This is a genomic window from Aeromonas sp. s12, assembly GCF_040907925.1.
GTDB classification, from domain to species: Bacteria; Pseudomonadota; Gammaproteobacteria; order Enterobacterales; family Aeromonadaceae; genus Aeromonas; species Aeromonas veronii.
Genome location: NZ_JBFOCT010000010.1, coordinates 1 through 23,719 on the forward strand (window position 1 = coordinate 1; position 23,719 = coordinate 23,719).

General features: G+C 57.0%; 20 protein-coding genes. 5 read left to right on the forward strand and 15 right to left on the reverse strand.

All coding sequences use genetic code 11. From position 1 onward, the window contains the following. The first annotated feature begins 424 nt into the window (after window positions 1–424). Window positions 425–1,621: an NnrS family protein gene (locus tag AB5Y67_RS03830; protein WP_123172284.1), complete on the forward strand. Its 1,197-nt coding sequence runs from the start codon at window positions 425–427 to the stop codon at window positions 1,619–1,621. 16 nt (window positions 1,622–1,637) lie between these two features. On the opposite strand, the gene AB5Y67_RS03835 is transcribed toward AB5Y67_RS03830, so the two are convergent. Further along, window positions 1,638–2,207 (reverse strand): helix-turn-helix domain-containing protein, encoded by a 570-nt coding sequence (locus AB5Y67_RS03835; protein WP_040067672.1) that lies wholly within the window; start codon window positions 2,205–2,207, stop codon window positions 1,638–1,640. 119 nt (window positions 2,208–2,326) lie between these two features. Between AB5Y67_RS03835 and AB5Y67_RS03840 the strand changes: the two genes are divergently transcribed. Then, on the forward strand, window positions 2,327–3,502 hold the full coding sequence (locus tag AB5Y67_RS03840) for a benzoate/H(+) symporter BenE family transporter (protein ID WP_123172283.1): 1,176 nt from the start codon (window positions 2,327–2,329) through the stop codon (window positions 3,500–3,502). A gap of 122 nt (window positions 3,503–3,624) precedes the next feature. Then, entirely contained in the window at window positions 3,625–4,689 is a 1,065-nt protein-coding gene (locus AB5Y67_RS03845) for a DUF3103 family protein (protein WP_021231648.1), read from the forward strand. A gap of 69 nt (window positions 4,690–4,758) precedes the next feature. On the opposite strand, the gene metF is transcribed toward AB5Y67_RS03845, so the two are convergent. After that, entirely contained in the window at window positions 4,759–5,649 is an 891-nt protein-coding gene (gene metF / locus AB5Y67_RS03850) for a methylenetetrahydrofolate reductase (RefSeq protein WP_005340191.1), read from the reverse strand. A 329-nt stretch (window positions 5,650–5,978) separates the two neighbouring features. Between metF and AB5Y67_RS03855 the strand changes: the two genes are divergently transcribed. Then, the gene (locus tag AB5Y67_RS03855) at window positions 5,979–6,779 is read left to right on the forward strand and encodes a GNAT family N-acetyltransferase (RefSeq protein ID WP_123172282.1); all 801 of its coding nucleotides are present in this window, start codon (window positions 5,979–5,981) and stop codon (window positions 6,777–6,779) included. A gap of 72 nt (window positions 6,780–6,851) precedes the next feature. On the opposite strand, the gene AB5Y67_RS03860 is transcribed toward AB5Y67_RS03855, so the two are convergent. From AB5Y67_RS03860 to AB5Y67_RS03915, 12 genes are all read right to left on the reverse strand, one after another. Next, on the reverse strand, window positions 6,852–8,321 hold the full coding sequence (locus AB5Y67_RS03860; RefSeq protein ID WP_123172281.1) for an ABC transporter substrate-binding protein: 1,470 nt from the start codon (window positions 8,319–8,321) through the stop codon (window positions 6,852–6,854). An 8-nt stretch (window positions 8,322–8,329) separates the two neighbouring features. Then, a complete protein-coding gene (locus AB5Y67_RS03865) occupies window positions 8,330–10,309 on the reverse strand; it encodes a methyl-accepting chemotaxis protein (RefSeq protein ID WP_064341417.1) in 1,980 nt (659 codons plus the stop codon). Window positions 10,310–10,531: 222 nt separating this feature from the next. Next, window positions 10,532–11,146 (reverse strand): outer membrane protein OmpW, encoded by a 615-nt coding sequence (gene ompW, locus AB5Y67_RS03870; RefSeq protein WP_005354990.1) that lies wholly within the window; start codon window positions 11,144–11,146, stop codon window positions 10,532–10,534. A 458-nt stretch (window positions 11,147–11,604) separates the two neighbouring features. Beyond that, window positions 11,605–13,278 (reverse strand): diguanylate cyclase, encoded by a 1,674-nt coding sequence (locus AB5Y67_RS03875; RefSeq protein ID WP_368207575.1) that lies wholly within the window; start codon window positions 13,276–13,278, stop codon window positions 11,605–11,607. 121 nt (window positions 13,279–13,399) lie between these two features. Continuing rightward, a complete protein-coding gene (uvrA, locus tag AB5Y67_RS03880; protein WP_064341415.1) occupies window positions 13,400–16,228 on the reverse strand; it encodes an excinuclease ABC subunit UvrA in 2,829 nt (942 codons plus the stop codon). 89 nt (window positions 16,229–16,317) lie between these two features. Then, on the reverse strand, window positions 16,318–16,632 hold the full coding sequence (csgH, locus tag AB5Y67_RS03885; protein ID WP_223849270.1) for a curli-like amyloid fiber formation chaperone CsgH: 315 nt from the start codon (window positions 16,630–16,632) through the stop codon (window positions 16,318–16,320). Window positions 16,633–16,742: 110 nt separating this feature from the next. Next, a complete protein-coding gene (locus AB5Y67_RS03890; RefSeq protein WP_123172279.1) occupies window positions 16,743–18,194 on the reverse strand; it encodes a curlin in 1,452 nt (483 codons plus the stop codon). A 34-nt stretch (window positions 18,195–18,228) separates the two neighbouring features. Beyond that, the gene (locus AB5Y67_RS03895; RefSeq protein WP_042080925.1) at window positions 18,229–18,750 is read right to left on the reverse strand and encodes a curlin; all 522 of its coding nucleotides are present in this window, start codon (window positions 18,748–18,750) and stop codon (window positions 18,229–18,231) included. A 188-nt stretch (window positions 18,751–18,938) separates the two neighbouring features. Then, entirely contained in the window at window positions 18,939–19,778 is an 840-nt protein-coding gene (locus AB5Y67_RS03900) for a CsgG/HfaB family protein (protein ID WP_005355003.1), read from the reverse strand. Between the two features lie 7 nt (window positions 19,779–19,785). Next, complete coding sequence (locus AB5Y67_RS03905) at window positions 19,786–20,187, reverse strand: curli assembly protein CsgF (protein ID WP_019445195.1); 402 nt, start codon at window positions 20,185–20,187, stop codon at window positions 19,786–19,788. Window positions 20,188–20,198: 11 nt separating this feature from the next. Continuing rightward, on the reverse strand, window positions 20,199–20,642 hold the full coding sequence (locus AB5Y67_RS03910; RefSeq protein WP_199428631.1) for a curli production assembly/transport protein CsgE: 444 nt from the start codon (window positions 20,640–20,642) through the stop codon (window positions 20,199–20,201). Next, complete coding sequence (locus AB5Y67_RS03915) at window positions 20,642–21,289, reverse strand: LuxR C-terminal-related transcriptional regulator (RefSeq protein WP_042080923.1); 648 nt, start codon at window positions 21,287–21,289, stop codon at window positions 20,642–20,644. The genes AB5Y67_RS03910 and AB5Y67_RS03915 overlap by 1 nt, the downstream gene beginning before the upstream one ends. Window positions 21,290–21,715: 426 nt before the next feature. On the opposite strand from AB5Y67_RS03915, the gene AB5Y67_RS03920 reads away from it, so the two are divergent. Then, a complete protein-coding gene (locus tag AB5Y67_RS03920) occupies window positions 21,716–22,303 on the forward strand; it encodes a single-stranded DNA-binding protein (protein WP_005340181.1) in 588 nt (195 codons plus the stop codon). A gap of 363 nt (window positions 22,304–22,666) precedes the next feature. Here AB5Y67_RS03920 and AB5Y67_RS03925 read toward each other — a convergent pair whose 3' ends face one another. Next, entirely contained in the window at window positions 22,667–23,614 is a 948-nt protein-coding gene (locus AB5Y67_RS03925; RefSeq protein ID WP_019706001.1) for an IS30-like element ISAs2 family transposase, read from the reverse strand. Window positions 23,615–23,719 lie beyond the last annotated feature (105 nt).

The window sequence follows — 23,719 nt, forward strand, 5'->3', positions numbered from 1 at the left end:
GGTCACTTCACCAGACATTGAAAATCAAAAATTGTTTTGATGTTCGATGCTGTGAGTGCCCACACAGATTGCTTGATTCAAATTGTTAAAGAGCGTCACGCCTGTCGCGTTGAGGAGGCGCATAATACGCTTCTCACTTCGAAAGTCAAGCGATTGTTTTCGCTTTTCTTTCGGCGCCCACTTCGCTAGGAAGCTGGCTCATCAGTTTGGCGCGTTCCGCCGTGCTGGTAGGGGCGCATTATAGAGAGCCGCGCCGGGATGACAAGGGCTTTTTCATCAAAAAAGTTCGTTCGCTCAGATATCAAGCAACCACCTCTTTTTTCGCTCGAAATGGCATCAATTCTGACTATTGCCGGATTTAAATTGAACATTTGAAAAGCCAATTTATAATTGGTCATCTCAAATGTTTAATTGGAATCCCCTCATGCATCAAATCCTCGATAACCATAAGGAAGAGCAAATCATCCCGCTGTTCCGCTTGGGGTTCCGACCCTTCTTCTTGTTCGGGGCTCTGTTTGCGGCCGTCGCCATGTTGCTCTGGCTGGGGCAGCTCAACGGTTGGCTTACCTTGCCCGGGATTGCCAACCCAATCTGGTGGCATGGTCATGAGATGCTGTTTGGTTTCGGGGCTGCCATCGTCGCGGGTTTTCTGCTCACCGCGGTGCAGAACTGGACGGCCCATCCCGGTGTTCGGAGCTGGCCATTGGCAATGGTGGTGGGGGTGTGGATGTTGCCAAGGACCTTGTTACCCTGGCTGGGTGAGGAGAATACGCTCCTGATGGTGGCAGACCTGCTCTGGTTGCCGCTTTGCACCTGGTTCCTTGCCAAGCCTATCTTGATAACCCGGCAATGGCGCAACCTGTTCTTCGTGCCCCTGTTGCTGATGCTGACCCTACTCAATGGCGCCAGCTGGTTATGGCAGGCCGATTGGATCACCGTTGAGCACCTATTGATTACAACTGTGCTGTTGTTTACTACCCTGATCGCCGTGATGGGTGGAAGGGTGATTCCGTTCTTCACCGCCCGAGCAACCGGTCAGGAGAAAGCTGCTCCTCGACTCTGGCTGGAACGGACTGCGCTCGCGACACTGTGGCTTATCTTGCTCTGCTGGCTGCTGCTCCCCACCCAATGGGTCACCAGCATATATATAGTGCCTCTCTATATAGTGGCGGCGAGTTTGCATCTGTGGCGACAACTGCGTTGGCATCTGCCATCGACCCTTGCGCATCCCCTGCTGTGGTCACTCCATCTCGCTTATCTGTTTATCCCTCTTGGCCTGTTCGCCCTTGCGGTACATAGCGCAGGTCTGCCCATCACGTTGTCAATGGCCAGCCACCTGCTCAGCGCAGGCTGCATGGGGACCATGATCCTGGGCATGATTGCGCGAGTATCCCTCGGCCATAGCGGTCGGGCCTTGCAAGTGGGACGCAGGATCACTGGCGCATTCGCCCTGGTTATCGCTGCCGCTACAATACGGGTGGTGATTCCCCTGTTCTGGCCTGCTTATACCCTGCATGGCTGGAACCTCAGCGCGCTTGCCTGGATCGCTGCCTATGGTCTGTTTGTCTGGGTCTATATCCCGATACTGATCCGCCCCAGAGCAGATGGTCGACCGGGTTGATGACTGCGGAACATGTTCAGGGTATTGCCACCGGATAGTGGATCAAGTTGTGGAAAATTGCCGGGGCTATGCCCAGATTGCGATAACCGTGGGGACGATCGGCAGCAAAACGCACAGCCTCCCCTTGCATCAATGAGCTCCACTCCCCTTCCACCAGCACCTCCATCATGCCGCTGATGACGATGACATGCTCGGTCACTCCCGGCTCATGGGGCTCGGATTCACGCTGGTAACCCGGCAACAGGGTCAGCTCAAGCAACTCGAAACCAAACCGGTTTTCATAAGGGAAGAGCGGAGCCACTTGCATGCCCTCTCCCGCTGGCTGCTGGCGAATGGCATCGGCGGTGCGATAGAGCACCTCTGCCTGCGCAGCGGGTGTGGGCTCAATGAAACTGGAAAATGAGACTCGAAAACCGGTGGCGATCTTCCACAGCGTCGCCACCGTTGGGCTGGACTCTCCCCGCTCAATCTGCCCCAGCATCGCCTTGCTGACACCCGTTTCGCGCGCGGCGGCATCCAGGCTCCAGCCGCGCTCGCTGCGCAGCCCCTTCAGTCGAGCAGCCAGATGCTGACTCATCTCTTGCATAACTGCCTCTTTATTACTCTTGCACGATGCGCCTTGTACGCTATAGCGCACAGCGATATAGTCAAAGCTGTATTGTACGTAATAACGCACAGCGCGTCACAACGCCAAGAGGAAGAGTCATGCCCTTCGCCATCCCCCATCTGGTCGCAGGCTTTATCGCCGTGATGGTCGGCTACACCAGTTCCGTCATCCTGATCATCCAGGCCGCCACGGCAGCAGGTGCTGATACAGCTCAAGTCGCCTCCTGGCTCTGGACGCTGGGGATCGGCATGGGGGTGAGCTGCATCGGCCTCTCTCTCTATTACCGCATACCCATACTGACCGCCTGGTCCACACCGGGCGCGGCACTGCTGATCACCACGCTGGGCAACTTCACTCTGGCGGAAGCGATCGGCGCCTTTGTGATCTCCTCCCAGCTGATCACTCTGTGTGGCATCAGCGGCTGGTTCGACCGTTTGATGAAACATATCCCGGCTCCACTGGCCGCCGCCATGCTGGCTGGCGTGCTGCTCAGATTCGGATTGGATCTGTTCAAGGTCGCCCCGCAAGATCCCTTGCTGCTTGGCACACTGCTGCTGGCCTTCCTGCTGGGTCGTCATCTCTGGTCCCGCTATACCATGGTGCTGGTACTGGGAGTGGGGATGCTGATCTGCAGCGTGCGGGGGGATTTGCAAATGGGCACCCTTCACTGGCAACTCGCCAGCCCGGTCTGGACATGGCCAGCCTTCTCCCTTGATGCCCTGTTTGGCATCGCGCTGCCGCTGTTCATTGTCACCATGACATCGCAAAACATGGCGGGAATTGCCATCTTGCGGGCCCACGGCTATCAGCCTTCCACCTCCTCGCTGGTCAGCTGGACTGGCCTGACTGGCCTGCTGCTCGCTCCTTTTGGCGGCTATGCCTTCAATCTGGCCGCCATCACTGCCGCCATCTGCATGGGCAAAGAGGTCGACCCGGATACCAAGCGCCGCTGGCCAGCTGCGGTATGGGCGGGTTGCTTTTATCTCCTGACCGGCTGCTTCGGCGCAACCGTCGCGGCCCTGTTTAGCGCCTTTCCGGCAGCCCTTGTCACCTGCGTCGCTGGTTTGGCCCTGCTAGGCACCATCGGCAGCAGCCTGCACTCTGCCTTGCAACAGGATGAAGCGCGAGAAGCTGCACTGCTCACCTTTATCATTACCGCGTCCGGGATCAGCCTGCTCGGCATCGCGGCAGCCTGCTGGGGTCTGCTGATTGGTCTGGCTATCTATCAGTTCCAATCATATCGACAAAGGAATCAATTGAACCTCAAACCGTGAACCTCTGCACACTATCCACAGAAAATGATTCACAAGTGAAACTAATTTCCCTCTAGTGGTGTCAGGGCGCCAATCTTCCCGGACATGGTGCCCTGTCAGGTTCCATGCAACGGAGTATAAAAATGAAAAATCAGGCTGTCTTGTTACTACTGGCCATACTGGGTGCTACGAGCGTCCAGGCTGCCGATACGGATCGAGAGCTGGCTCGCCAGCTCGCACTTCAGCAGAAAAACCTGCTGCCCCTGCTGAGCAATCAGCAATACCAGAGCCCGCTTCCCAACCTGCTGCAGAAGGCCAGCCCGCGCCTTAAACGGCAGGCGAGCGATGCCAACCAGGCAGCCATCAGCCGGCAAGGACTGGATGGCGAGGTCAAACAACTGATGCAGTTGCGGCTGGCCAACACCGATCAGGCCGCAGCACTGCAGCAGGGCGTCGAACCGCTGGTCGCCTATGTTCCAAGTGGAGATGAGAAGAGCTGGAGCGCCATTGAAGCGTTCGACAGCGCTGGCAATCCCGTCTATCTGGATGTGGACAAGGCACCGGCCCGGCCGGTTCTGGTAGTCGAAGCCGATCCCGTCAAAGCCAAGAACGCAGGCTTGAAGGTGATGCGCAAAGCACTGGCCGATGCGGATCTGCAAAGCGCCCCGCGAGTGGCTGCCAGCACTGCGCCACTCAAGACCAGTATCCTGAAAAAGATCAGACTGAAGGATGATCAGGAGCCCTGGCTGCTCGGCGCAGCCGAAGTGTATGCAGTGGTCGCAGGGGTCAATCCCAGCCGGGATGAGCCAGTGGTCGATATTGTCGACATGCCCTACCTCGACTATGACAACACAGACTACACCCCCAACCAGATCCTGGTTTACTGGGATCGCTATCGCTGGGGTGCCGTCGATGTGGTGATGATGGAGCAGGATGACAACGTCAACTACAAGGAGCTGAGCGCCCTGCTGATTGAAGCTCTCAAACTCGGCTTTACTGCGGGTGGCGTGCCGGAAGCCCTGCCCTTCCTCGATCTCGGCGGTCGCATCGTCAAGGCACTGCCCGACTCCTGGATGACCAACAACGACGACTATCTGGATACCTTCTACACACTGGAGCAGGATCAGGTCTATCGCCAGTATCCGGGGGCTGCCGGTAATGCGGTTATCGATCTTGAGCCAAAAGAGATCGCCCCGACCAGACCTTGATAATCGGCCATAACGAAAAAGCCAATGAGCAACTCATTGGCTTTTTGCTTTTATCGCGGTGACCACCGGTCAACCCTTGGGACGAACCCCCAGAGTATGGCAGATGGCATAAGTCAGCTCGGAGCGGTTCAGGGTATAGAAGTGAAAATCCTTCACCCCTTCCTGACTCAGCACGCGCACCTGATCGATGGCGATGCTCGCCCCCACCAGATTGCGAGTCATCTGATCGTTATCCAACCCCTCGAAACGCTGATGCATCCAACGCGGGATCTTCACATTGGTAAAACCGGCAAACTTGGCCAGGGTCTGATAGTTGGAGACCGGCAGGATCCCCGGCACGATTTCAGCATCAATACCGATGGCGGCGCAGCGATCCCGAAAGCGCAAATACGTTTCCACATCGAAGAAGAACTGGGTGATAGCACGGTTGGCACCGGCATCGATCTTGCGCTTGAGGTTGAGCAGGTCGGATTGCGCACTCTTGGCCTCCGGGTGCCCTTCCGGATAGGCGGCAACCGAGATATCAAAGTCAGCCTCTGACTTGAGCAGGGCAACCAGATCGGTGGCATACATATCCGGCTTCTCCAACCCCTGCGGCAAATCACCGCGCAGAGCCACGATATGACGAATACCGCTGTTCCAGTAATCACGGGCGATGGTGCGCAATTCGTCGCGGCTGGCATCGATACAGGTCAGGTGAGGCGCCGCAATCAGGCCTGTCCGTTCCTTGATGTCCTTGATCACCTTGTGGGTGCGATCACGGGTGCCGGAGTTGGCGCCATAGGTGACGGAGACGAACTTGGGTTCCAGCACTTTCAGCCGTTCGATGGACTGCCAGAGGGTATTCTCCATCCCTTCACTGTTGGGCGGAAAAAACTCGAAACTGACCGATATATCGCCATTCAAATCTGCCAAGCTCTGGTTGAGCGCCTCAACCTGACGTGCACTGTGAAATCCCATCTGCTCTTCTCCCTGTCCTGCAATCCATCTGCCTACGTCAAAACGGATGTTTGGACGTCTAAACGTCTTTATATTTATGAGTAAAACGACACAAAGTCAACAGGGATTTACCTCACATCCGATCTGACGAACTTCATATTTACAAAATTAACGGTACGTAACCGAAAAGTGCCCATCCCAAAATTGCCCCAGTCGAGTTATGATGGGGGCAGATCGTCCTGGACGTTCTGAATCTGCGTGTGATTGTTTGGCCGGAGGTTTCTCCGGCCCCTTTTCATCTATTTCCCACTCCTGCCGATAACAGAATGAGTCTTTGCAGGAGCACCATCATGGATACCCACCCCGGCTTTGCCACCGACTTGCTGTTCGATCGCTATCAGGGCGAGGTTATTCAGCACGATCAGTTCTGGGCGGTTCGCACGCCGGATGCTCCCGACTATTACTTCGGCAACTACCTGCTGCTCCCCACCCCGCCCAGCGACCGCGACAAAGGCTGGCTGGAAGCCGCATTCGATCAGTTGATCGGTCAAGATCCTCGAGTGCGCCACCGCACCTTCCAATGGCCACTGGCCGCCGGACAAAACAGCCGGATCGCCGGTTTTGTCGCAACGGGTTACCAATATATGGAGTGCGTGGTGCTGGCGCTGGATGAACAGAGCTGCCCACCCCCTCACGACGACATGAACAAGGTTGAGGCACGTACCTTCACCACTGCTGATTGGCCTGAGTGGCTCGACTTCGAACTCCATGAACGGGATGAGGGACACTCGGAACAGAGCTATCTTCCCTATCTGCGATCCCGCCAGGCGCTCTATCAGGCCATGATTGCCGATGGTCTCGGGGACTGGTGGGGGATCTGGCAAGAGGGGCAACTGGTCGCCAGCTGCGGCCTCTTCTTTTGCGGCACACTTGGGCGTTTCCAGTTGGTACGCACGCACCATGCGTGGCGCAACCAAGGGTTATGCCGCCAGCTGCTGAGTCAGGTGGCTCGCGCAGGATTATCCCGTGCCAAACAGCTGATCATAGTGGCTGACGAGCATTACCATGCCCAGCGCATTTACCGCTCTCTGGGGTTTGCACCGGTTGCCCGCATCGGCAGCCTCTGCCGCTGGCCCCACGAAGCACAATAAAGCGATACATGCTGGCCGCGAGCCATAAAAAACGGGAGGCTAATGCCTCCCGCTCTTATTGATGCAGATGACCTATTGCTGTGGCTGCTGTGGCGCCTCCAGCTCGTTGGAGAGCGCCTGATCTACCTCATCCGACTGCGCCGGTAATGGGGCAGCAACCGCTGATGCGGGTTCTGCGGAAGTCACAGCAGGTGACACCACGGCCGATGTTTCACTGGTCGCGGGGGCTGCGGACACCTCAGTCGCTGGCGCTGAAGCCGAAGCAGGGGCAACCGCATCACACTGACAATCCGCGCTCTTGGCCTTGTTGCCCTGATGAGGGGCATACCAGCCCTTCAAGCCACTTTCCAGTCGATCCGCGGCCGCCTTGGGATCCATCTTGCCAAGCAGCACCGCCTGACTCACCTCGGCCAGTTCATCCCCCAACTTGGGCGTACCACGGGAGAGGATCTGGGTCGCCACCCGAATGGTCGAGTCACACTGATCGCGCCACTCCATCATCTCTTTGGCCGCCAGATTGGTGACATCGAAGAAGTGGTTGGAGAGGGAGAAGAATCCCGGCAGCGAGTTGGTATAGAGCTCGGCAAATTGCGGCGTCGTCAGCCACTGCAGGAAGGCCATCGCCCCCTCTTTGTTCTTGCTGGCCGGGTTCATCCCCATACCGATATCGGTATGGTCGGTAAAGAAACAGCCATCACCCTGTTTGGCCACCGGCGGACGCATGACGCCAAAATCGACCTTGCCGGTGAAGGGAGCAATCTCCCAGGAGCCCGCCACATAGAAGGCAGCCTTGCCCGAAGTGAACAACTCGTTGCTGGTCGCGTAATCGCGGCTCTCACCACCCTCACCGAGGTAGGAGCGCCAGCGGGCCAGCTCGTCGAACACCTTCACATATTGCGGGTTGTCCAACCGCTCCTGCCCGCCAATCAAAGCCAGACGGCCGTCCTCTCCCTTCCAGTAGTTGGGGCCAATGTTCTGGAACCCCAGTTCGGAGGCAACCCAGCTCTCGGAACCGCTCATGGCCAGCGGCACATAGCGACCGTCGGCCTTGATCTTGTCCAGCACGGCGAAGAACTGATCGCGGGTTTGCGGCAAGGTGATCCCCAATTCACTGAGGATCTTCTTGTTATAGAAGAAGCCATGGATCACCGAGGCCATGGGTACACAGAAGGTCTGGGCACCGGAGTCAGTCTGCCAGGGTGACTGGGCAAAACTCGGGAAGTTCTCCATCCCCGCCATCTCGGTCAGCTCGGCCAGATGGCCCGCCTTGAACAGGGCGAGCGAGTCATCAAACGGACGACAGGTAATGAGATCCCCCGCCTTACCGCCTTTCAGGCTCTCCCACAGAGTGGGCATGTAGTTGACATTTTGCACCGGATGAAAACTCACCTTGATGCCGGGATGCGCCGCTTCAAATGCCGGGATAATCTTCTGCTCCCACAACGCCTTGTCATCGGTTCGCCAGCTTTCAATCACCAGCTCGCTGGCCATCAGCTGGCCACACAACAGGAGACTCAGGGCTCCAATCCACTTTTTAGACATAAGCCCTCCTAGACCTTGAAATGTGCGATCAATTGCTGCTGTTTGGCGACCAGGTCGGCCAGCACTTCGCTGCTGCTGGCGGATTCGCGCGCCTCCCGCTCAGTCTCGTATGCCACATCGGCAATACCGGCGATATGACGAGCGACCCCCTGACTGACGGAGATCTGCTCCTGCGCGGCATGGGCCACCTGATCCGCCATCGACTTGATGGCCCCCATCCGCTCGGCAATGGATTGCAACGCCACATCCATCTCGCGGGTCTGCTCGACACAGCTCTGGGTCTGCTCCTGGCTGCGCCCCATCACTTCAACCACATGCTTGCTGGAGCTCTGCAGGTTCTCAATCATCCCCTGGATCTCTTCGGTCGAAGTCTGGGTGCGATTGGCCAGCGCCCGCACCTCATCGGCCACCACCGCAAAACCACGACCTGCATCACCAGCACGGGCCGCTTCGATGGCGGCGTTCAAGGCCAGCAGGTTGGTCTGCTCGGCAATGCTGCGGATCACATCGAGAATGCTGCCGATGTTGTTGCTGAATTCGCCAAGTTTGTAGGTGATCCCGACCGCCTCTTCCATGGCACCAGCCAACTGCTCGGTGATCCGGCGAGTGGTGGCCACTTTCTGGCGGCCACTGCGCGCCTCTTCATCGGCCAGATCCACTTCCCGCTTGGTACCATCGGTAGAGCGGGCCACCTCGGTGGCGCTCACTTCCAGCTCGGTAATGGCGGCGGCCACCTGATCAGTCTGGCTCTTCTGCTCTTGCACCCGGGACATGGCCCGTTCGCTGATCTCGGCGGCGCGGCTCGCCTCATCCACCAGATGGCGGGAGCCTGCATTGATTTGAGAGAGTAGTTCACCGGTCTTGCCCGCCAGCGTATCGATGGAGCGAGAGAGGCTGCCAAATTCGCAACTGCTGCGGTAGTTGATGCGGCGGGTCATGTCACCGGCCGCCATGTAATCGAGCTCCTTGTTGATCATCTGCAACGGGCGCTGAATGCTGCGCGCCGTGGTATAGCCGATCACCAGCGCGGCAGCGGCCGACATCGCGGCAACCACCAGGATCCAGAAGCTGGCACTGCTGACCGCAGCATCGGCGTTGATCCGGCTGTCGCTGGCAATGGCCCCGGCGGACTTGCCCATCTCATCGAGCAAATTGAGGCTGTTGACCAGACTGGCATCCAGCTGCTGATTTTGCGTGGCCAGCGACAGCGCCAGTTGCTGAGCCTGACGCATGGTTGCCAGCAAGCCCTGAGCGCCAAGTGCCAGCTCCTGCATCCGATCCAGATTGGAGACAAAGCGCGCTTTCACATCATCGGGCACCAGCACCCGCTCCAACCGCTTGCGGGCCATCTCGATGTCCTTGCTCAACACCTTTTCCAGCTCGTTCAGGTCGGTTCTGGCATCGGCACGGCGGATATTCTTCAGATCGCGGGCGATACCCGAGGTAATAAGCTCCGCCTTGTTGCGCATGGAGCGCTTACTGGCGGTCTGTTGCAGCAGCAAATCCGCCGCCCACTGGTAGGTATCCTCAAGGCGGATAAATTCCATCTCCAGCTTGTGGCGCTGATCCAGCGCACTGACCCACTGTCGATGCTGTGCCAACACCTGATCCGCCAAGCCATAAAATTGGGTGGTAGCACTCTCGACCTGCTGGAAGCGGGCACGAGCATCCGCTACGTCGGTAAATTTACCCATCTCCTGACTCAGCTGGGCGAAGCGGTTCTGCTGCTCCTTGAACTGATTGGCCAACTGCGGCAACTGGGCTGCATCTTCACTGGTGCGGTAGACCAGCACCCAGCGGTTACTATCCTGCAATGCCCCCTTGAGACCTGCGACAGCCACTACCAGCGGGGTTGCCCGGTCAGATACGGCAGAGAGGCCGTCATTTATACCCTTGATTTTAAAGGTACTGATCACACCAAGCAGGATCAGCAACAGCAGCATCAACACGAATCCGGCGATGATCCGCTGCACGATAGATAAGCCCATGGAGACATCCTCACTCATTGGGGGAAGGTAAAGTGAACATAGTCACTATCGGCAGGGGTGGCGAATAACTGAAATAAAGCGGCAGGTATTTAATTGATTTGTATCGGGTTGGATCACAGTACAGACAAAATCAGCCATACGAAAAAAGCCCGGCACAAGCCGGGCTGAAAGAGACGTACTTTGCTATCTTCCGCGGTCCGTTCAGAACCGCAGTCAGAATCATTAGAAGCGGTAGCCAACACCCACCATAAAGGCCATCGGGTCGATATGCGTTTTGAAGGTGCCAACACCATCAACTTTAACATCTGTATCGATATCCATGATCCAGGCTGAACCGTTTACAAACCAGCGATCTGTAACCGCCATATCGATACCGACCTGACCTGCCAGACCCCAAGAGTCGTCAAGGCTGATATTGGCACCATCAAGTGCTCCCACCCCCTTCTCATCAAAGAAGGTGGTGTAGTTCACACCCACACCAACATACGGGCGAACCTTGCTCTGGGCATCGCCAAAATAGTACTGGGCCATCAATGTTGGAGGCAGATGTTTAACCTTGGCAATCTCACCAAGATCGCGAGTACTCACTCTATGGGAGAATGGGGTTGCAGCCAGCAACTCAACACCCCAGTTGTCGGTGATCATATAACCGAGGGTCAGGCCAAGCTGTTGATTACTGTTAATCTCAAATTCACCGGTACCCAATACGTTGTCACTGCTCTCCTGAGGAGAAACGATGGCCAAACCACCACGAACCAGAATATCACCAGCCTGATGGGCCATGGCGAAAGGAGAGGTCACTGCAGCGGCAATCATCAGAGGAAGTAATTTTTTCATCACGTAATCCCTTTTTTTGTTTTCATTTGATGCTGTAAGCCCGCTGACTATATGCCCTTGTAAATGCAAAGTTATTGACTTGGAGCAAAGGTTGCACAGAAATAAATCGATTGGTGTGACATCTTTGCGCACCATCCCAATCTCGTTGAGTCCCCAGACAACAAGCCGAAATGCCTGTTTCGACAGGTTGTAACTACCCGCATTCAGTGCCAAAAGGAGCAAGCAAACCACATCTTATTGCGCGGCTGAGTGGCTATTAATTGTTGTTAATATGGGCAAATCAGCGTATTTTTTGCGCCATACAAGTTACTGGGAAGTAATGGTTTATTTATGAAAAATGAGTCGAAATGGCAAAAGGTGGGGGCCTTTCTCGCGGCCGTGTGGGGAATCGGATCCTTTCTCTTTATCCTGCTCGGTTTTATTGTCGCCTTGGCCTATCTGGTATTGGTACGGCAGGGTTAATCCGGATTGACAGAGTGCAGCAGGGTGATATGCCCCCCTTCGGCAAGCTGTTCCGGAGTCTGGCCCATTCCCTCCGCAGAGAGGCTACCAGCGTAGCCAAACCACCGATTTCGCCAACCGACTTTGGCCTGATACAGCGCCATGTCCGCCAGTTTGAAGCTATGACTCCAGAATGAATCCGGGTACTCCGGGTGCAACGGATAGCGGCAGAACCCCAGCGACACCGTCAACCAGAGTGGCGCATCCTCTTTGCCAAAGCGGTGCTGAGCGACACGCTGGCGCAGATATTCGACCCGCAGCGCCAACTCTTGCTCGTCATCCACCTGCAACAGCAACAAGAACTCCTCCCCGCCCAGCCGGATGATCGGCTCGCGCTCTCCTGTCACCACCTTGCGCAGCAGATCCGCCAGCTGTTTCAGCACCAGATCCCCGATGTCATGGCCAAGGCTGTCATTGATCCGCTTGAAATGATCCAGATCCAGCAGCAATAACAGACAAGGTTTGGCCCGGTTGGCCTGCAACCAACCATCGAGATAGCGACGATTGAAACAACGGGTCAAGGGGTCGGTGAATGCAGCCATCTCCATCTGGCTGGATTTTTCCAACAAATCATCGTGTTGCTGACTGACCTTGCTGGCCATCTCCCTGAACTTGCCGCTCAGGGTCGCCATCTCGGCGCTGCTGTCGATATAGGGGATCAAGGTGGCATCTGGCCGATCGCCAAAGCGTTGCAGCGCCGACACCAGCTGCTGCAACGGAGTAAGCACAATGCTATTGAGCCGATACATGGCGATCATGACGCAGATAAAACTGATAAACAGCATGCCGATAAAGGTCCAGAGCGCCCCCTCCATGACGCCACTCAAGATCTTTCTCTCCTCCTCAATCACCAGAGTCAGCACCGGCTGGTTATCGCTGTTGAGCAGTCGCACCTCTCCCCTGAGCCGGGTGAGCCCAAGGTCGATCAGGCGATACGTTATTTGCGATTTCAGTGGTTTGAAGGTAGCGGTGACATCCAGATTGGCGTGGGAAATCGCCAGAGGCAGCGCGGTACGCTCCGATACCTGCTCGAGATAGGCCTTGTCGAGCCAACGTACAACCAGCAAGAAACCGTTGAACGGTGCCGACTCGTCACTGTTTCTGATCGGCTGCCACGAGTACATCAGCGGCCCCCACTGGGAAGCACGGATCCCGTGCAGATTGATGCCCCCTTGCGCCACCGAGCGCTCCCTTAACTGCTTTTTCAGTTCATCAAGGAAGTAGGGAAACTGATCCGGATTGATCCCCGGCGCATCGGGTAGCAGGGTGCGCGTCCAGATTTCGTAGCCGGTGAGATCCATGAAGCTCATCAGGTTGAGACTAAAATCCCGCATCGGCATATCACTGAACAGATTGGATTCGATGTACCCCCTGCTTTTGTTGTCCATAAAACGGTGACTGTCATCCCAGATGCCCCAATCCCGACTGAATGCATCCAGAGCTGCCACATCCGCCTGCACTGCCTTGGTCACGCGCAGCAGATGCTCCTTCATTCGCTGCTCTTCAATCCGGCTGGCAGCCGGGATCTGGGCCCACGCCAGCAGGACCAGCAATAGCAGGATCGCCCCCAGCCAGATGGGGAACATGGAGTAAGCCAACTGATGATCAATTGTCCGCGGAGCCTGAGCCATAACCCGATATACCCATTACCATGATGCCGAGCTGTCAAGCCTGCCCACACTTGACGAGCTTCCCCCTATGCTCCCGATTTTTATAACAAAAAGGGGCCAAAGGCCCCTCGATTATAACGGCTTATCGCGCCAATAGCGGTCGTAAAAAACGAGCTGTATGAGACTCTTTATTGGTGCAAATCTCTTCCGGCGTCCCTGTCACCAGAATGCGGCCACCACCGGCGCCTCCCTCCGGTCCCAAATCGACGATCCAGTCGGCAGTTTTAACCACATCCAGATTGTGCTCGATGATGACGATGGTGTTGCCGCGATCCCGCAGCTGGTGCAGCACCTTGAGCAACTGCTGGATATCGTGGAAATGCAGCCCTGTGGTCGGCTCGTCCAGAATATAGAGGGTCTGACCGGTATCCCGCTTGGAGAGCTCCCGCGCCAGCTTGACCCGCTGCGCCTCGCCGCCCGACAAGGTAGTAGCAGACTGGCCGAGGCGGATATAGGAGAGGCCCACGTCCATCAGGGTCTGCAGCTTGCGCGCCACTGCCGGCACCGGATCGAAGAACTCGCGGGCATCTTCTACCGTCATCTCGAGGATTTCGTGGATGTTCTTGCCCTTGTACTTCACCTCCAGCGTCTCGCGGTTGTAGCGCTTGCCCTTGCAGACATCGCACGGCACGTAGACATCCGGCAGGAAGTGCATCTCTACCTTGATGACCCCATCCCCCTGGCACGCCTCGCAGCGACCCCCTTTCACGTTGAAGGAGAAGCGGCCCGGCTGGTAGCCGCGTGAACGCGCCTCCTGGGTGCCGGAGAGCAGCTCGCGGATCGGAGTGAACAGACCGGTATAGGTGGCCGGGTTGGAGCGCGGGGTACGGCCGATGGGGCTCTGGTCGATATCCACCACCTTGTCCAGATGCTCCAGCCCCTCGACGCTGCGATAGGGTGCCGGGGTGGACTCGGTCGCCTTGTTGAGCTCGCGGTGGGCGATGCGGAACAGGGTGTCGTTGATCAGGGTCGACTTGCCGGAGCCGGAGACGCCGGTAACGCAGGTCATCACCCCGATGGGCAGATCCAGGTTGACGTTGCGCAGGTTGTTGCCGCTCGCCCCCTTGAGTTTCAGCCACTTGCCGGTGAGCGGGGTGCGCTCGGCCGGAATGGCGATCTGTTTGCGACCGGACAGATAGTCACCGGTCAGCGACTCCGGATTGTCGATGATCTGCTGGGGGGTGCCCTGCGCAACAATTTCGCCGCCATGCACACCCGCCCCCGGGCCGATATCCAGCACATGGTCGGCGAGGCGAATGGCATCCTCGTCGTGCTCCACCACGATCACCGTGTTGCCCAGATCGCGCAGATGGGTGAGGGTCTTGAGCAACCGCTCGTTGTCGCGCTGATGCAGACCGATGGAAGGCTCATCGAGTACATACATGACGCCCACCAGCCCGGCACCGATCTGGCTGGCCAGTCTAATGCGCTGCGCTTCGCCGCCTGAGAGAGTCTCGGCACTGCGGGACAGGCTCAGATAGTTGAGACCGACGTTCACCAGGAAGCCGAGCCGCTCGACGATCTCTTTCAATATCTTCTCGGCAATCTGGGCGCGCTGGCCAGTGAGGTTAAGCCCCTCGAAGAAGGCGAGCGCATCGCCGATGGACTGCTCGGCAATGGCCGGCAGGTTGCGGTTGTCGACGAAGACGTGACGCGCCTCTTCCCGCAGTCGGCTGCCACCGCAGCTGGTACAGGATTTGTTGGCGATGTATTTGGAGAGCTCTTCACGCACCGAGTTGGACTCGGTTTCGCGGTAGCGCCGCTCCATGTTGTGCAGGATCCCCTCGAACGGGTGCTTGCGCACCACCACATCGCCGCGATCGTTCATGTAACGGAACTCGATCTCGGTACGACCCGAGCCGCGCAGGATCACCTCCTGGGTCTTGACCGGCAGATCCTCCCACGGCGTCTCCAGATCGAACTTGTAGTGTTCGGAGAGGGATTTCAGCATCTGGAAGTAGTAGAAGCTGCGCTTGTCCCAGCCACGAATGGCGCCGTTGGCCAGACTGATGGCCGGATCGCCGATCACCTTGGCCGGATCGAAATATTGCTGCACCCCGAGGCCGTCGCAGGTCGGGCAGGCACCGGCCGGATTGTTGAAGGAGAAGATGCGCGGCTCCAGCTCCGACATGGAGTAGCCACACTCCGGGCAGGCGAAGTTGGCGGAGAAGGTCATGGGGGCAACCCCCTCCTCCCCGTCCATTGGCACTACCAACACGATGCCGCCGGAGAGGGTCAGCGCCGTCTCGAACGACTCGGCCAAACGCAAGGCAAGGTCCTCGCGCACCTTGAAGCGATCCACCACCACCTCGATGGTGTGCTTCTTGTGCAGCTCCAGAGTCGGAGGATCGGAGAGGTCGCACACCTCGCCGTCGATACGGGCACGGATGTAGCCCTGGGCCGCCAGATTCTCCAGCAGCTTGGTGTGCTCCCCCTTGCGATCGCGCACCACCGGGGCCAGCAGCATCAGCTTGCTCCCCTCCGGTTGGGCCAGCACCTGATCCACCATCTGGCTGATGGTCTGGGCGGCGAGCGGAATGGCGTGAGTCGGGCAGCGCGGCTCACCGACCCGGGCAAACAGCAAACGCAGGTAGTCGTAGATTTCGGTGATGGTACCGACGGTCGAGCGCGGGTTATGGGAGGTAGACTTCTGCTCGATGGAAATAGCGGGCGAGAGCCCCTCGATATGGTCGACGTCCGGCTTCTCCATCAGGGAGAGGAACTGGCGGGCATAGGCGGAGAGGGACTCCACATAGCGGCGCTGCCCCTCGGCATAGAGGGTATCGAACGCCAGAGAGGATTTGCCCGAACCGGAGAGGCCGGTGACCACGATCAGCTTGTCGCGGGGCAGGGTCAGATTGATGTTCTTGAGGTTGTGGGTGCGAGCACCCCGGACCACGATCTTTTCCATCTTGTTGCACGCTCGATACAGAAACCTGAGCGAGTCAGTATGGCATAGAGACTACTGGATGAATAGACAGTCATGAGATGAAATGCGCATCATCCGGCGCACGCCATCTGCTCTTTTTTCTCCACCAGCAGTCGCTCGTTTTGCCATATCCGGGCGGTGACCTCGACCCGATAGGGGCAACGCAAACCCAGCCCTATTTTGCCAACCGCCATGACCACTCCAGCCTGCAGCGACAGATTACGGCTCTGGCGCTGAGTCGTGCTCCCGGCGGCCCCTTCGCTGCGCACCAGCAACCTGACACTCACCGTCACGTCGCGCTTGCTGAACAGCGTCGGTGCAAGTGACAGCCCCTGTTCGCTCTGCACCATATTGAGGGACAAGCGGATCGACGGTTCGGGTTCCATCTCAGTGTTTCTTGTACTTGCTGGGGTCGCGACGCGATGGACCAGCATCAACCCACAGAGCAGCACCAATAAAAGAGGGGCCCGCAGGCCCCTGAATCCGGAGATAACCATCAGTTGCTACCAGAACCCTGATAGACATAGGCATGGTTATCGCTGCCCAATACGGTCACATTGGCAGTATTGAAGCTTTCGTTTTGCACCACATCAACGGTGTTGCGCCCCCCACCAACCCCAGCATTGACGTAGACATTAGCCTCGTGCTCAGCGCCGTTCTGGGTCACGGTGAGTTTGTTCTCGCTACCCAAGTAGGACTCAACCTTGGCATTGTTCAGCTCACCATCCTGGCTCACTTTGACCACAGACTCAGAGTGAGACGCATCGGCATAAGCCCAGTTGTCAGTACCTTTCTGAGCAACGACCAGCTCGTTGTCCGAGCCCCAGGTCCATGCGCCTTTGCCTTCACCATCACGAGCAGATGCAACCTGGTTGCCAGTTCCGTTCTGGTCGATATCGATGGTATTGCCGCTGCCTGCTTGTTGCACTGCATTGGCATAGTTGTCATTGCCTACCTGATCAATGGTGACCGCACCATCGGTACTGCTGGCTAACTGATTGACCACGGCCTTGTTGTCATCACCTGTCTGGTTGATCAAGGCATCATTGCCAGTACCTTGCTGGTCGGTCTCAATACGGTTGCGATTACCATCTTGTTTCAACTCAGCAAACTCGCTGCTACCACTCTGTTTTGCCAGCAGGTGGTTGCCCTCCCCGGCATCAGATCCTTGTTGCAGGGTCACCACCTTACCGCCGGTTCCACTTTGCTCAACAGTCGCTACGTTGGCACTATCGTATTGAGTGACGTCTGCATTGTTCAAAGAACCACTCTGAGTCACCACTGCAGATGTTCCTTCCGCCGGTGCATAGTCATAGTTACCGGTTGCCTGCAGCACCTTGGTGATATTGCTCTCTCCACGTTGTACCACTTCGGCGTTGGCTCCATCAGCCGCTGTCTGGGTCACGTCAGCCTGGTGAGCCCCCCCTTCTAACTGCTGTACACTCGCCCGAGCGAAATCGGATATCTGGTTATTAATGACAGCCCGATTACCATCCGAGATTTGAGTGATCCTAGAGTCAGCTAAGTCACCATTATCTTGCTTGATCTTGGCGTCGTTACGCTCCCCATCCTGCACAACCCCGGCAACCGCACCGCCATTCTCAAATTGCTGAATCACATCAGCAAAGTTGTCGCTCCCCTTTGTATCGATGGAGGCTTTGGAGAGGTTAGTGTCACCTTGTTGCAAGATGTAACCACGGTTGCGGTCACCCACCTGCCTGGTATCTGCATCTGACTGGCCGGTATTCTTTTGAGTGGTAACAGCTGTGTTGTCGTTACCAGCTTGTTCGATGTTAGCCTTGTTATCGACGCTTCCCACTACTTGGTTAATGGTGGCGGTATTGCCGCTCTGGACCTGGTTCACCGTAGCCTGGTTGCCAGTAGATGCCGCCCAAGCGGTGCTGGTCGCCAGAAGAACTGCCGAGGCAATGATGGTACGTTTAAACATGATTTCCCTCTCGTGCTAATGGTTGAGCCTAGGCTCAGTTGGTTTGAACGACATTTACTTGCTGATTGGCTCCCGTCTGAATAACGGTTGCCGCCAATCCGTTACCGTTTTGCTCGATGCTGGCCTGATTACCATCACCCAGCTGGATCGCCCGGGCCTGATTGTCTGCCCCTTGCTGACTGATCCAGGCTTCATTGCCGCTGCCTTGTTGCAGCAGCCAAATCCGGTTATTGATGCCCGCCTGATAGAGCTCGGCGCTATTGCCCTCGCCCAGTTGCGCGCCATTGACCCAGTTCTCATCTCCCACCTGGGAGAGCGCCAACTCATTGGCCCACCCCTGTTGCAGCAGACGCGCCTGATTCAGCTCCCCTTGCTGGGTGAGGTGCAGTTGCTGCTCGCTACCGAGTTGCCACAACAGCGCCTGATTCCCATCGTTCTGCAGACCGGAATCCAGCTCGCTTGCCATCGCCAGCTCGTCGAAGACGGCAGGCTCTGCGGCGAGTTGCGGAGCGCCCGATATCAGCAGAAAAAAGAGAGCACTCAACAGGTGTTTCATCGCGCCATCGCCTTGTTGGAAAACGCCCACAGTATCCCTGTCAGACCAGAGGCGGCCTATCAGGCACTCCGCTGATTCGAGGATGAAAAGCGCCGCCCTGTCGCTGAGCAGAAAGTCTTAATTCGTATTCGATGGAGGCCAAAAAAAAATGCCCTCCACCAGGGAGGGCATTGCACGAGCGGGAAAACTCAAAGTAGCGGGGCATTGTCTTGCAGGTACTCCTGCAGGATCGGATTGTCGATATCCCGCTGGTCAGCCAGTTGCCACAGATTGTCCCGCACGCCATTGGCTATCAGCCGGATCACCCCGGACTCGATAGCCGACATGACACACATCTGTACCGGTTCATTGGTGCTGAAACCGGCCTCGGCCTCCAGCAGGCGCTTGTACTCGACGAAACGGAATACCCCGGCCTGCACCTGTTGCGACAGTACTGTCTTGGAGGTGGTGACACTGTTCAGGATCCGGCCTGAACGGATATCGACGGCTCGCAGATTGACCGTCACCTGATCGACGCGGTACTCCCCGCTGGCGCCGATGCCAAAATACTTGGCCCCCGCCCCGCCGGTTCGCACATTGCTGTCATAGGCGACTATCCCCCCCTCGATCAGGATGTTGGCGGCAACCAGCGAGGGCAGTTGATTGGCATTGTTGCCGGGCACGTTGGGCTTGTTCTGGGCCGCCCGCACAATCTTGCGCTCGGTCAGCAGGTTCTGCAGCCCTTCCCGCTCCAGCGGTACAAACCATTGAGAATCCCACAAAGCCGTACTCAGCATGGCGACCCCGCCCTGGGTAACTGCCGTGGAGAAGTTGGAGGCCGGTGCAGGCAGGTACTGACCGGTCTGATCGCGAAAATCGTAGACGGCCGCGACAATTTTCCCTTTTGGCTTGGGCAGACTGATCAGCTCCTTGTAAGAGACGGATCGCGGCATCAGGGTTGCCTTCTCATCAGCAACGGGTGAGCCGATATGGGTCGCACAGCCAGCCAGCGCAAGCAGGGGCACTATCAATAACAGTTGTCGTTTCATCGCGCCCTCAGTCGGCAATCAGGCCATTCACTTCGATCATGGTGGTCTGGTTGGTCACCCGGTCGGTGATCGAAACCACCAGAGTGCCATCTTCATCCACCACATTGATGGCAAAATCATCGGTCACCAGACTGCCGCTCTGGCTGCCATCCTTACCGATATCGGCCAACAGCTGGCTGATCAGGCGGGATTGCAGGTTGGAGGTCAGGCGATCCAGCGCCGAGGTGCCGCTGCTACCGCTGCCACTGGCGGGATCCTTGTAATCATTCTGCGCATTGGCGGTGCCAAGCAGATGACTGCTGTTGAGAGGGTTACCCCCAAAGCTGGGGTTGACGGGGCGATAGACAAGCTCCGACGCATGGAGCGTTGGCGCTATCAGTGCAGCAACTAGCCATAACCGGGCACGCATGAGAAATATCCTTATAGTTCATCATGTTCCAAATCGAAGGTATCCATGAACAGGGTCGCGATCTTCTGCTGTTCGAGGGTCTGCCTGACCTGTGACCAAGCCAGTTTGGCGCTCTGCTCCTGCTGATTGCGGCCGGGAGAGAGTGCGGTTTTAAAAATCACCTTCCGGTTATGAGTGATCCAGATCAGGCTGCCCCAGCGGGCTGTCGGGCGCTCATGAATCGTCAGATTCTCTCTGGCATCCGGGTCTTCATCGCTGCGCAACCGGGTAAATTCGTTATAAAAGCCCTGACCGAAACGGGTAAAGGTGCGATCCAGCACCAGACCATCCACATCCAGCCGATCACTCTCCTGCTCCGGCTGCACCGACTCCAGCGGTGTATCAGCCTCGGCCGCCACAACGGTCGTGCAGCCCCAAAGCAGCGTGAGGCAACACGCCACAGAGAGCGCTTTCATCAGTGGGAGTCCGGAGCATCGAGATACTCTTTGGCCCAGCTCACCGCCTGGATCCGGTTCTTCACATTCAGCTTTTTAAAGACGTTATAGAGGTGGGATTTGACGGTATGCTCGCTGACAAACAGGCTGTCGGCGATCTCGACATTGGAGGCGCCCGTCATCAGATAACGGATGATCTCCTGCTCTCTGGCTGTCAGCAGAGTGTCGTTACGCAGCAGGTAGCTATTGCCCTGGCGATAGTATTCAACCAGCTCGCACAGCAGGTGGCGCGGCATCCAGTACTCGCCCAACAGGATTTTCTGCAACCCGGCAACCAGTCGGTCGAGCGGATCCTGGCGGAAAAACAGACCGCAGATCTGCGGCCACATCAGCAGCAGGTCGCGATCCGTCGCAGTGGGAGCATTGAGCAGCACAGTGGTCGCCATGCCAAAGCGTTCGGAGATCGCCCGGTTCCAGCCCAGTGACTGGCCAGAGCGGATATAGTCGAGATCGATGAGAAACAGCGTGCCGTCACACTGGTTATCTAGCTGATTAATCTCGTGGATTAGCTGGACGGGACGGCTCAAATGAGAGATGAGGTATGCAGCAAATGTGCTGGCCTGCACATTATTTTCAGTGACCAGTGCGATCGGGCATGCGGCTTTCATTGTGTGCTCTTCCTTGAACCTGTAAACCACCTAATCTGGCCGACTGAGTCTACCAAGGAGGTATGGGAGCACAATATTAAAAAAGTATGAGAATGGATCTCATAAATATCGTAACCATATGTTTTTAGTCGATTTAAAAACCGATTCCAATTCGCCAATCGGCCAGCATAACAGGAATATATGGCAGAAATGTGATGCAGGACGCGCCGGAAACAGCTGCAATCCGACCATCACTGCAGCAGGAGCCAACAGTTACCTTTGGCACATCAAGCCGGTTAAGGATGCTGCCAATCCGCTTCGCAACTGTTACTATGACCGTCACATGCGTCTGCGGGACATTGCGCCCCGCACACAGCAACTAATCAGGTATCTAGTCGTGTTGGACCAGGTTTCGACCTGGCCGGTAAATAAGGTGGAAGAGAGATTATGGCCAGTCGAGGCATCAATAAAGTCATTCTGATCGGTAACCTCGGGCAAGACCCGGAAGTACGCTACATGCCGAGTGGCGGTGCTGTGACCAACATTACTCTGGCTACCTCTGAAACCTGGCGCGACAAGCAGACCGGTGAGCAGAAAGAGCGTACCGAATGGCATCGCGTCGTCTTCATGGGCAAGCTGGCCGAAGTGGCTGGCGAGTACCTGAAGAAGGGCTCCCAGGTCTATGTGGAAGGCAAACTGCAAACCCGCAAATGGCAGGATCAGAGCGGCCAGGAGCGCTACACCACTGAAGTGCTGGTCGACAGCTTCACTGGCGTGATGCAGATGCTGGGTGGCCGTCCGCAAGGCGGTCAGGGCATGGGCCAGAACATGGGTGGCCAATCCCAGGGTAACTGGGGTCAGCCGCAGCAGAGCATGCCTGCCCAGCAGCCGATGAATCAGCAGCGCCCGGCACCGGCTCCGCAGCAGAACATGCAGCCGCAAGGCGGTTATGGCCGCCCTGCCCAGCAGCCGCAATCTGCGCCGCCGGTATATAACGAGCCGCCGATGGATTTCGACGACGATATCCCGTTCTGAGATTGACCTTAGAACAAAATGTAAAGAATTGACGCATAGGCCCCTGTTAAAGCAGGGGTTTTTTGTTTCTAACGCCGGGAGAAAGTGTCTTGTATCAATTGGTGATGTTTAACATGTAGTGTACCTTGTAATTATGTAATGTTTATGGGTTGTGGGCGCATGGAAAAGAACTACAGAGTTACAACATTTGTCATGGATAGTGGCGAGCGCTACTGCATGGTGGTGGATCGTGCTACTGGCCTTCCCATGTATTACCCAACTTTGTTTTTAACAACCCAAATCCGCAATAGAGGCAATGCTTTCTCAACAACGCTAGCTGCTGCTAACAACCTCGCGAATTCAACTTCGAAGTGCGACACTCGCCTATGCCGCCTGACGGTACTCTTCGAATACCTTGACAGGCTGCCTGAATCCGAGACATTTCCGAGGTCGTAGGTTGAGCCACTGCTCCGCTCTCCTGACATCCTCGTCCGTGACCTCTCTCAGGTCTGTTCCCTTTGGGATAAACTGCCTCAACAGCCCATTGCTGTTCTCGTTCAGACCGCGCTCCCACGAAGAGTAAGGGTGCGCAAAGTAAGTCTCGGCACCCAGCGCTTCCTCTATCGCCTTGTGTTCGGCAAACTCGCCGCCGTTGTCAAAGGTGATGGTATGCACCTGCTCGATGTAGGGAGTTAACATCTCGATTATCGCATCCCGCACCACCCCAGCCTGTTTGCTCGCGACCCGCTTGACCAGATAGAGCCGGCTCTTGCGCTCCACCAGGGTGACCAGTGCACCTGTGCCTTGCTTGCCCAGCACCGTGTCCGCCTCCCAATCACCGAGCCGCTCCCGGCTATCGACGATAGCCGGCCGTTCATCAATAGAGCGGGCTTCCTTGATGGGAGAACGCAGGCTGCTCGCCCCCTTGCGGTAGCGCTTGTGGCCCTGGCGCAGATGGCGGTACAACTGGCCACCCCGGGCTTTGTCGGCGGCCACATGGCGGTATATCCACTCGTGACTCACCATGAGGCCTATCTGCTTGCCCACCGCGCTTATCTGCTCCGGGCTCCACCACCAGGCGAGTGTCAGCTCGACAAACTGGATGACATCGGCAGATAGCCGAGATTTGGCCGCACTGGCCCGTCGGTGGGTGGCGTGCTGATGCGCATTGTCTGGCTGGTAGCCCTGCGGCCCGGCGTTACGACGCAGCTCCCGGTAGAGGGTGGAGCGATGAACGCCAATGGCGCGTGCGGTGGCAAGGATGGACATCCCCTGTGCGCGAAGCACCGATAACTGGTATCGTTGCCCCTCGGTCAACTGCTGATAGCTCATGGTGATACTGCTTTTACTTTGGCGAGCAGAAGGGTACCACCAATCAGCAGTTGGCCACCTCTCGCCATTCATCCATGAGTGTCGCACTTATTATCTGAATTCCCG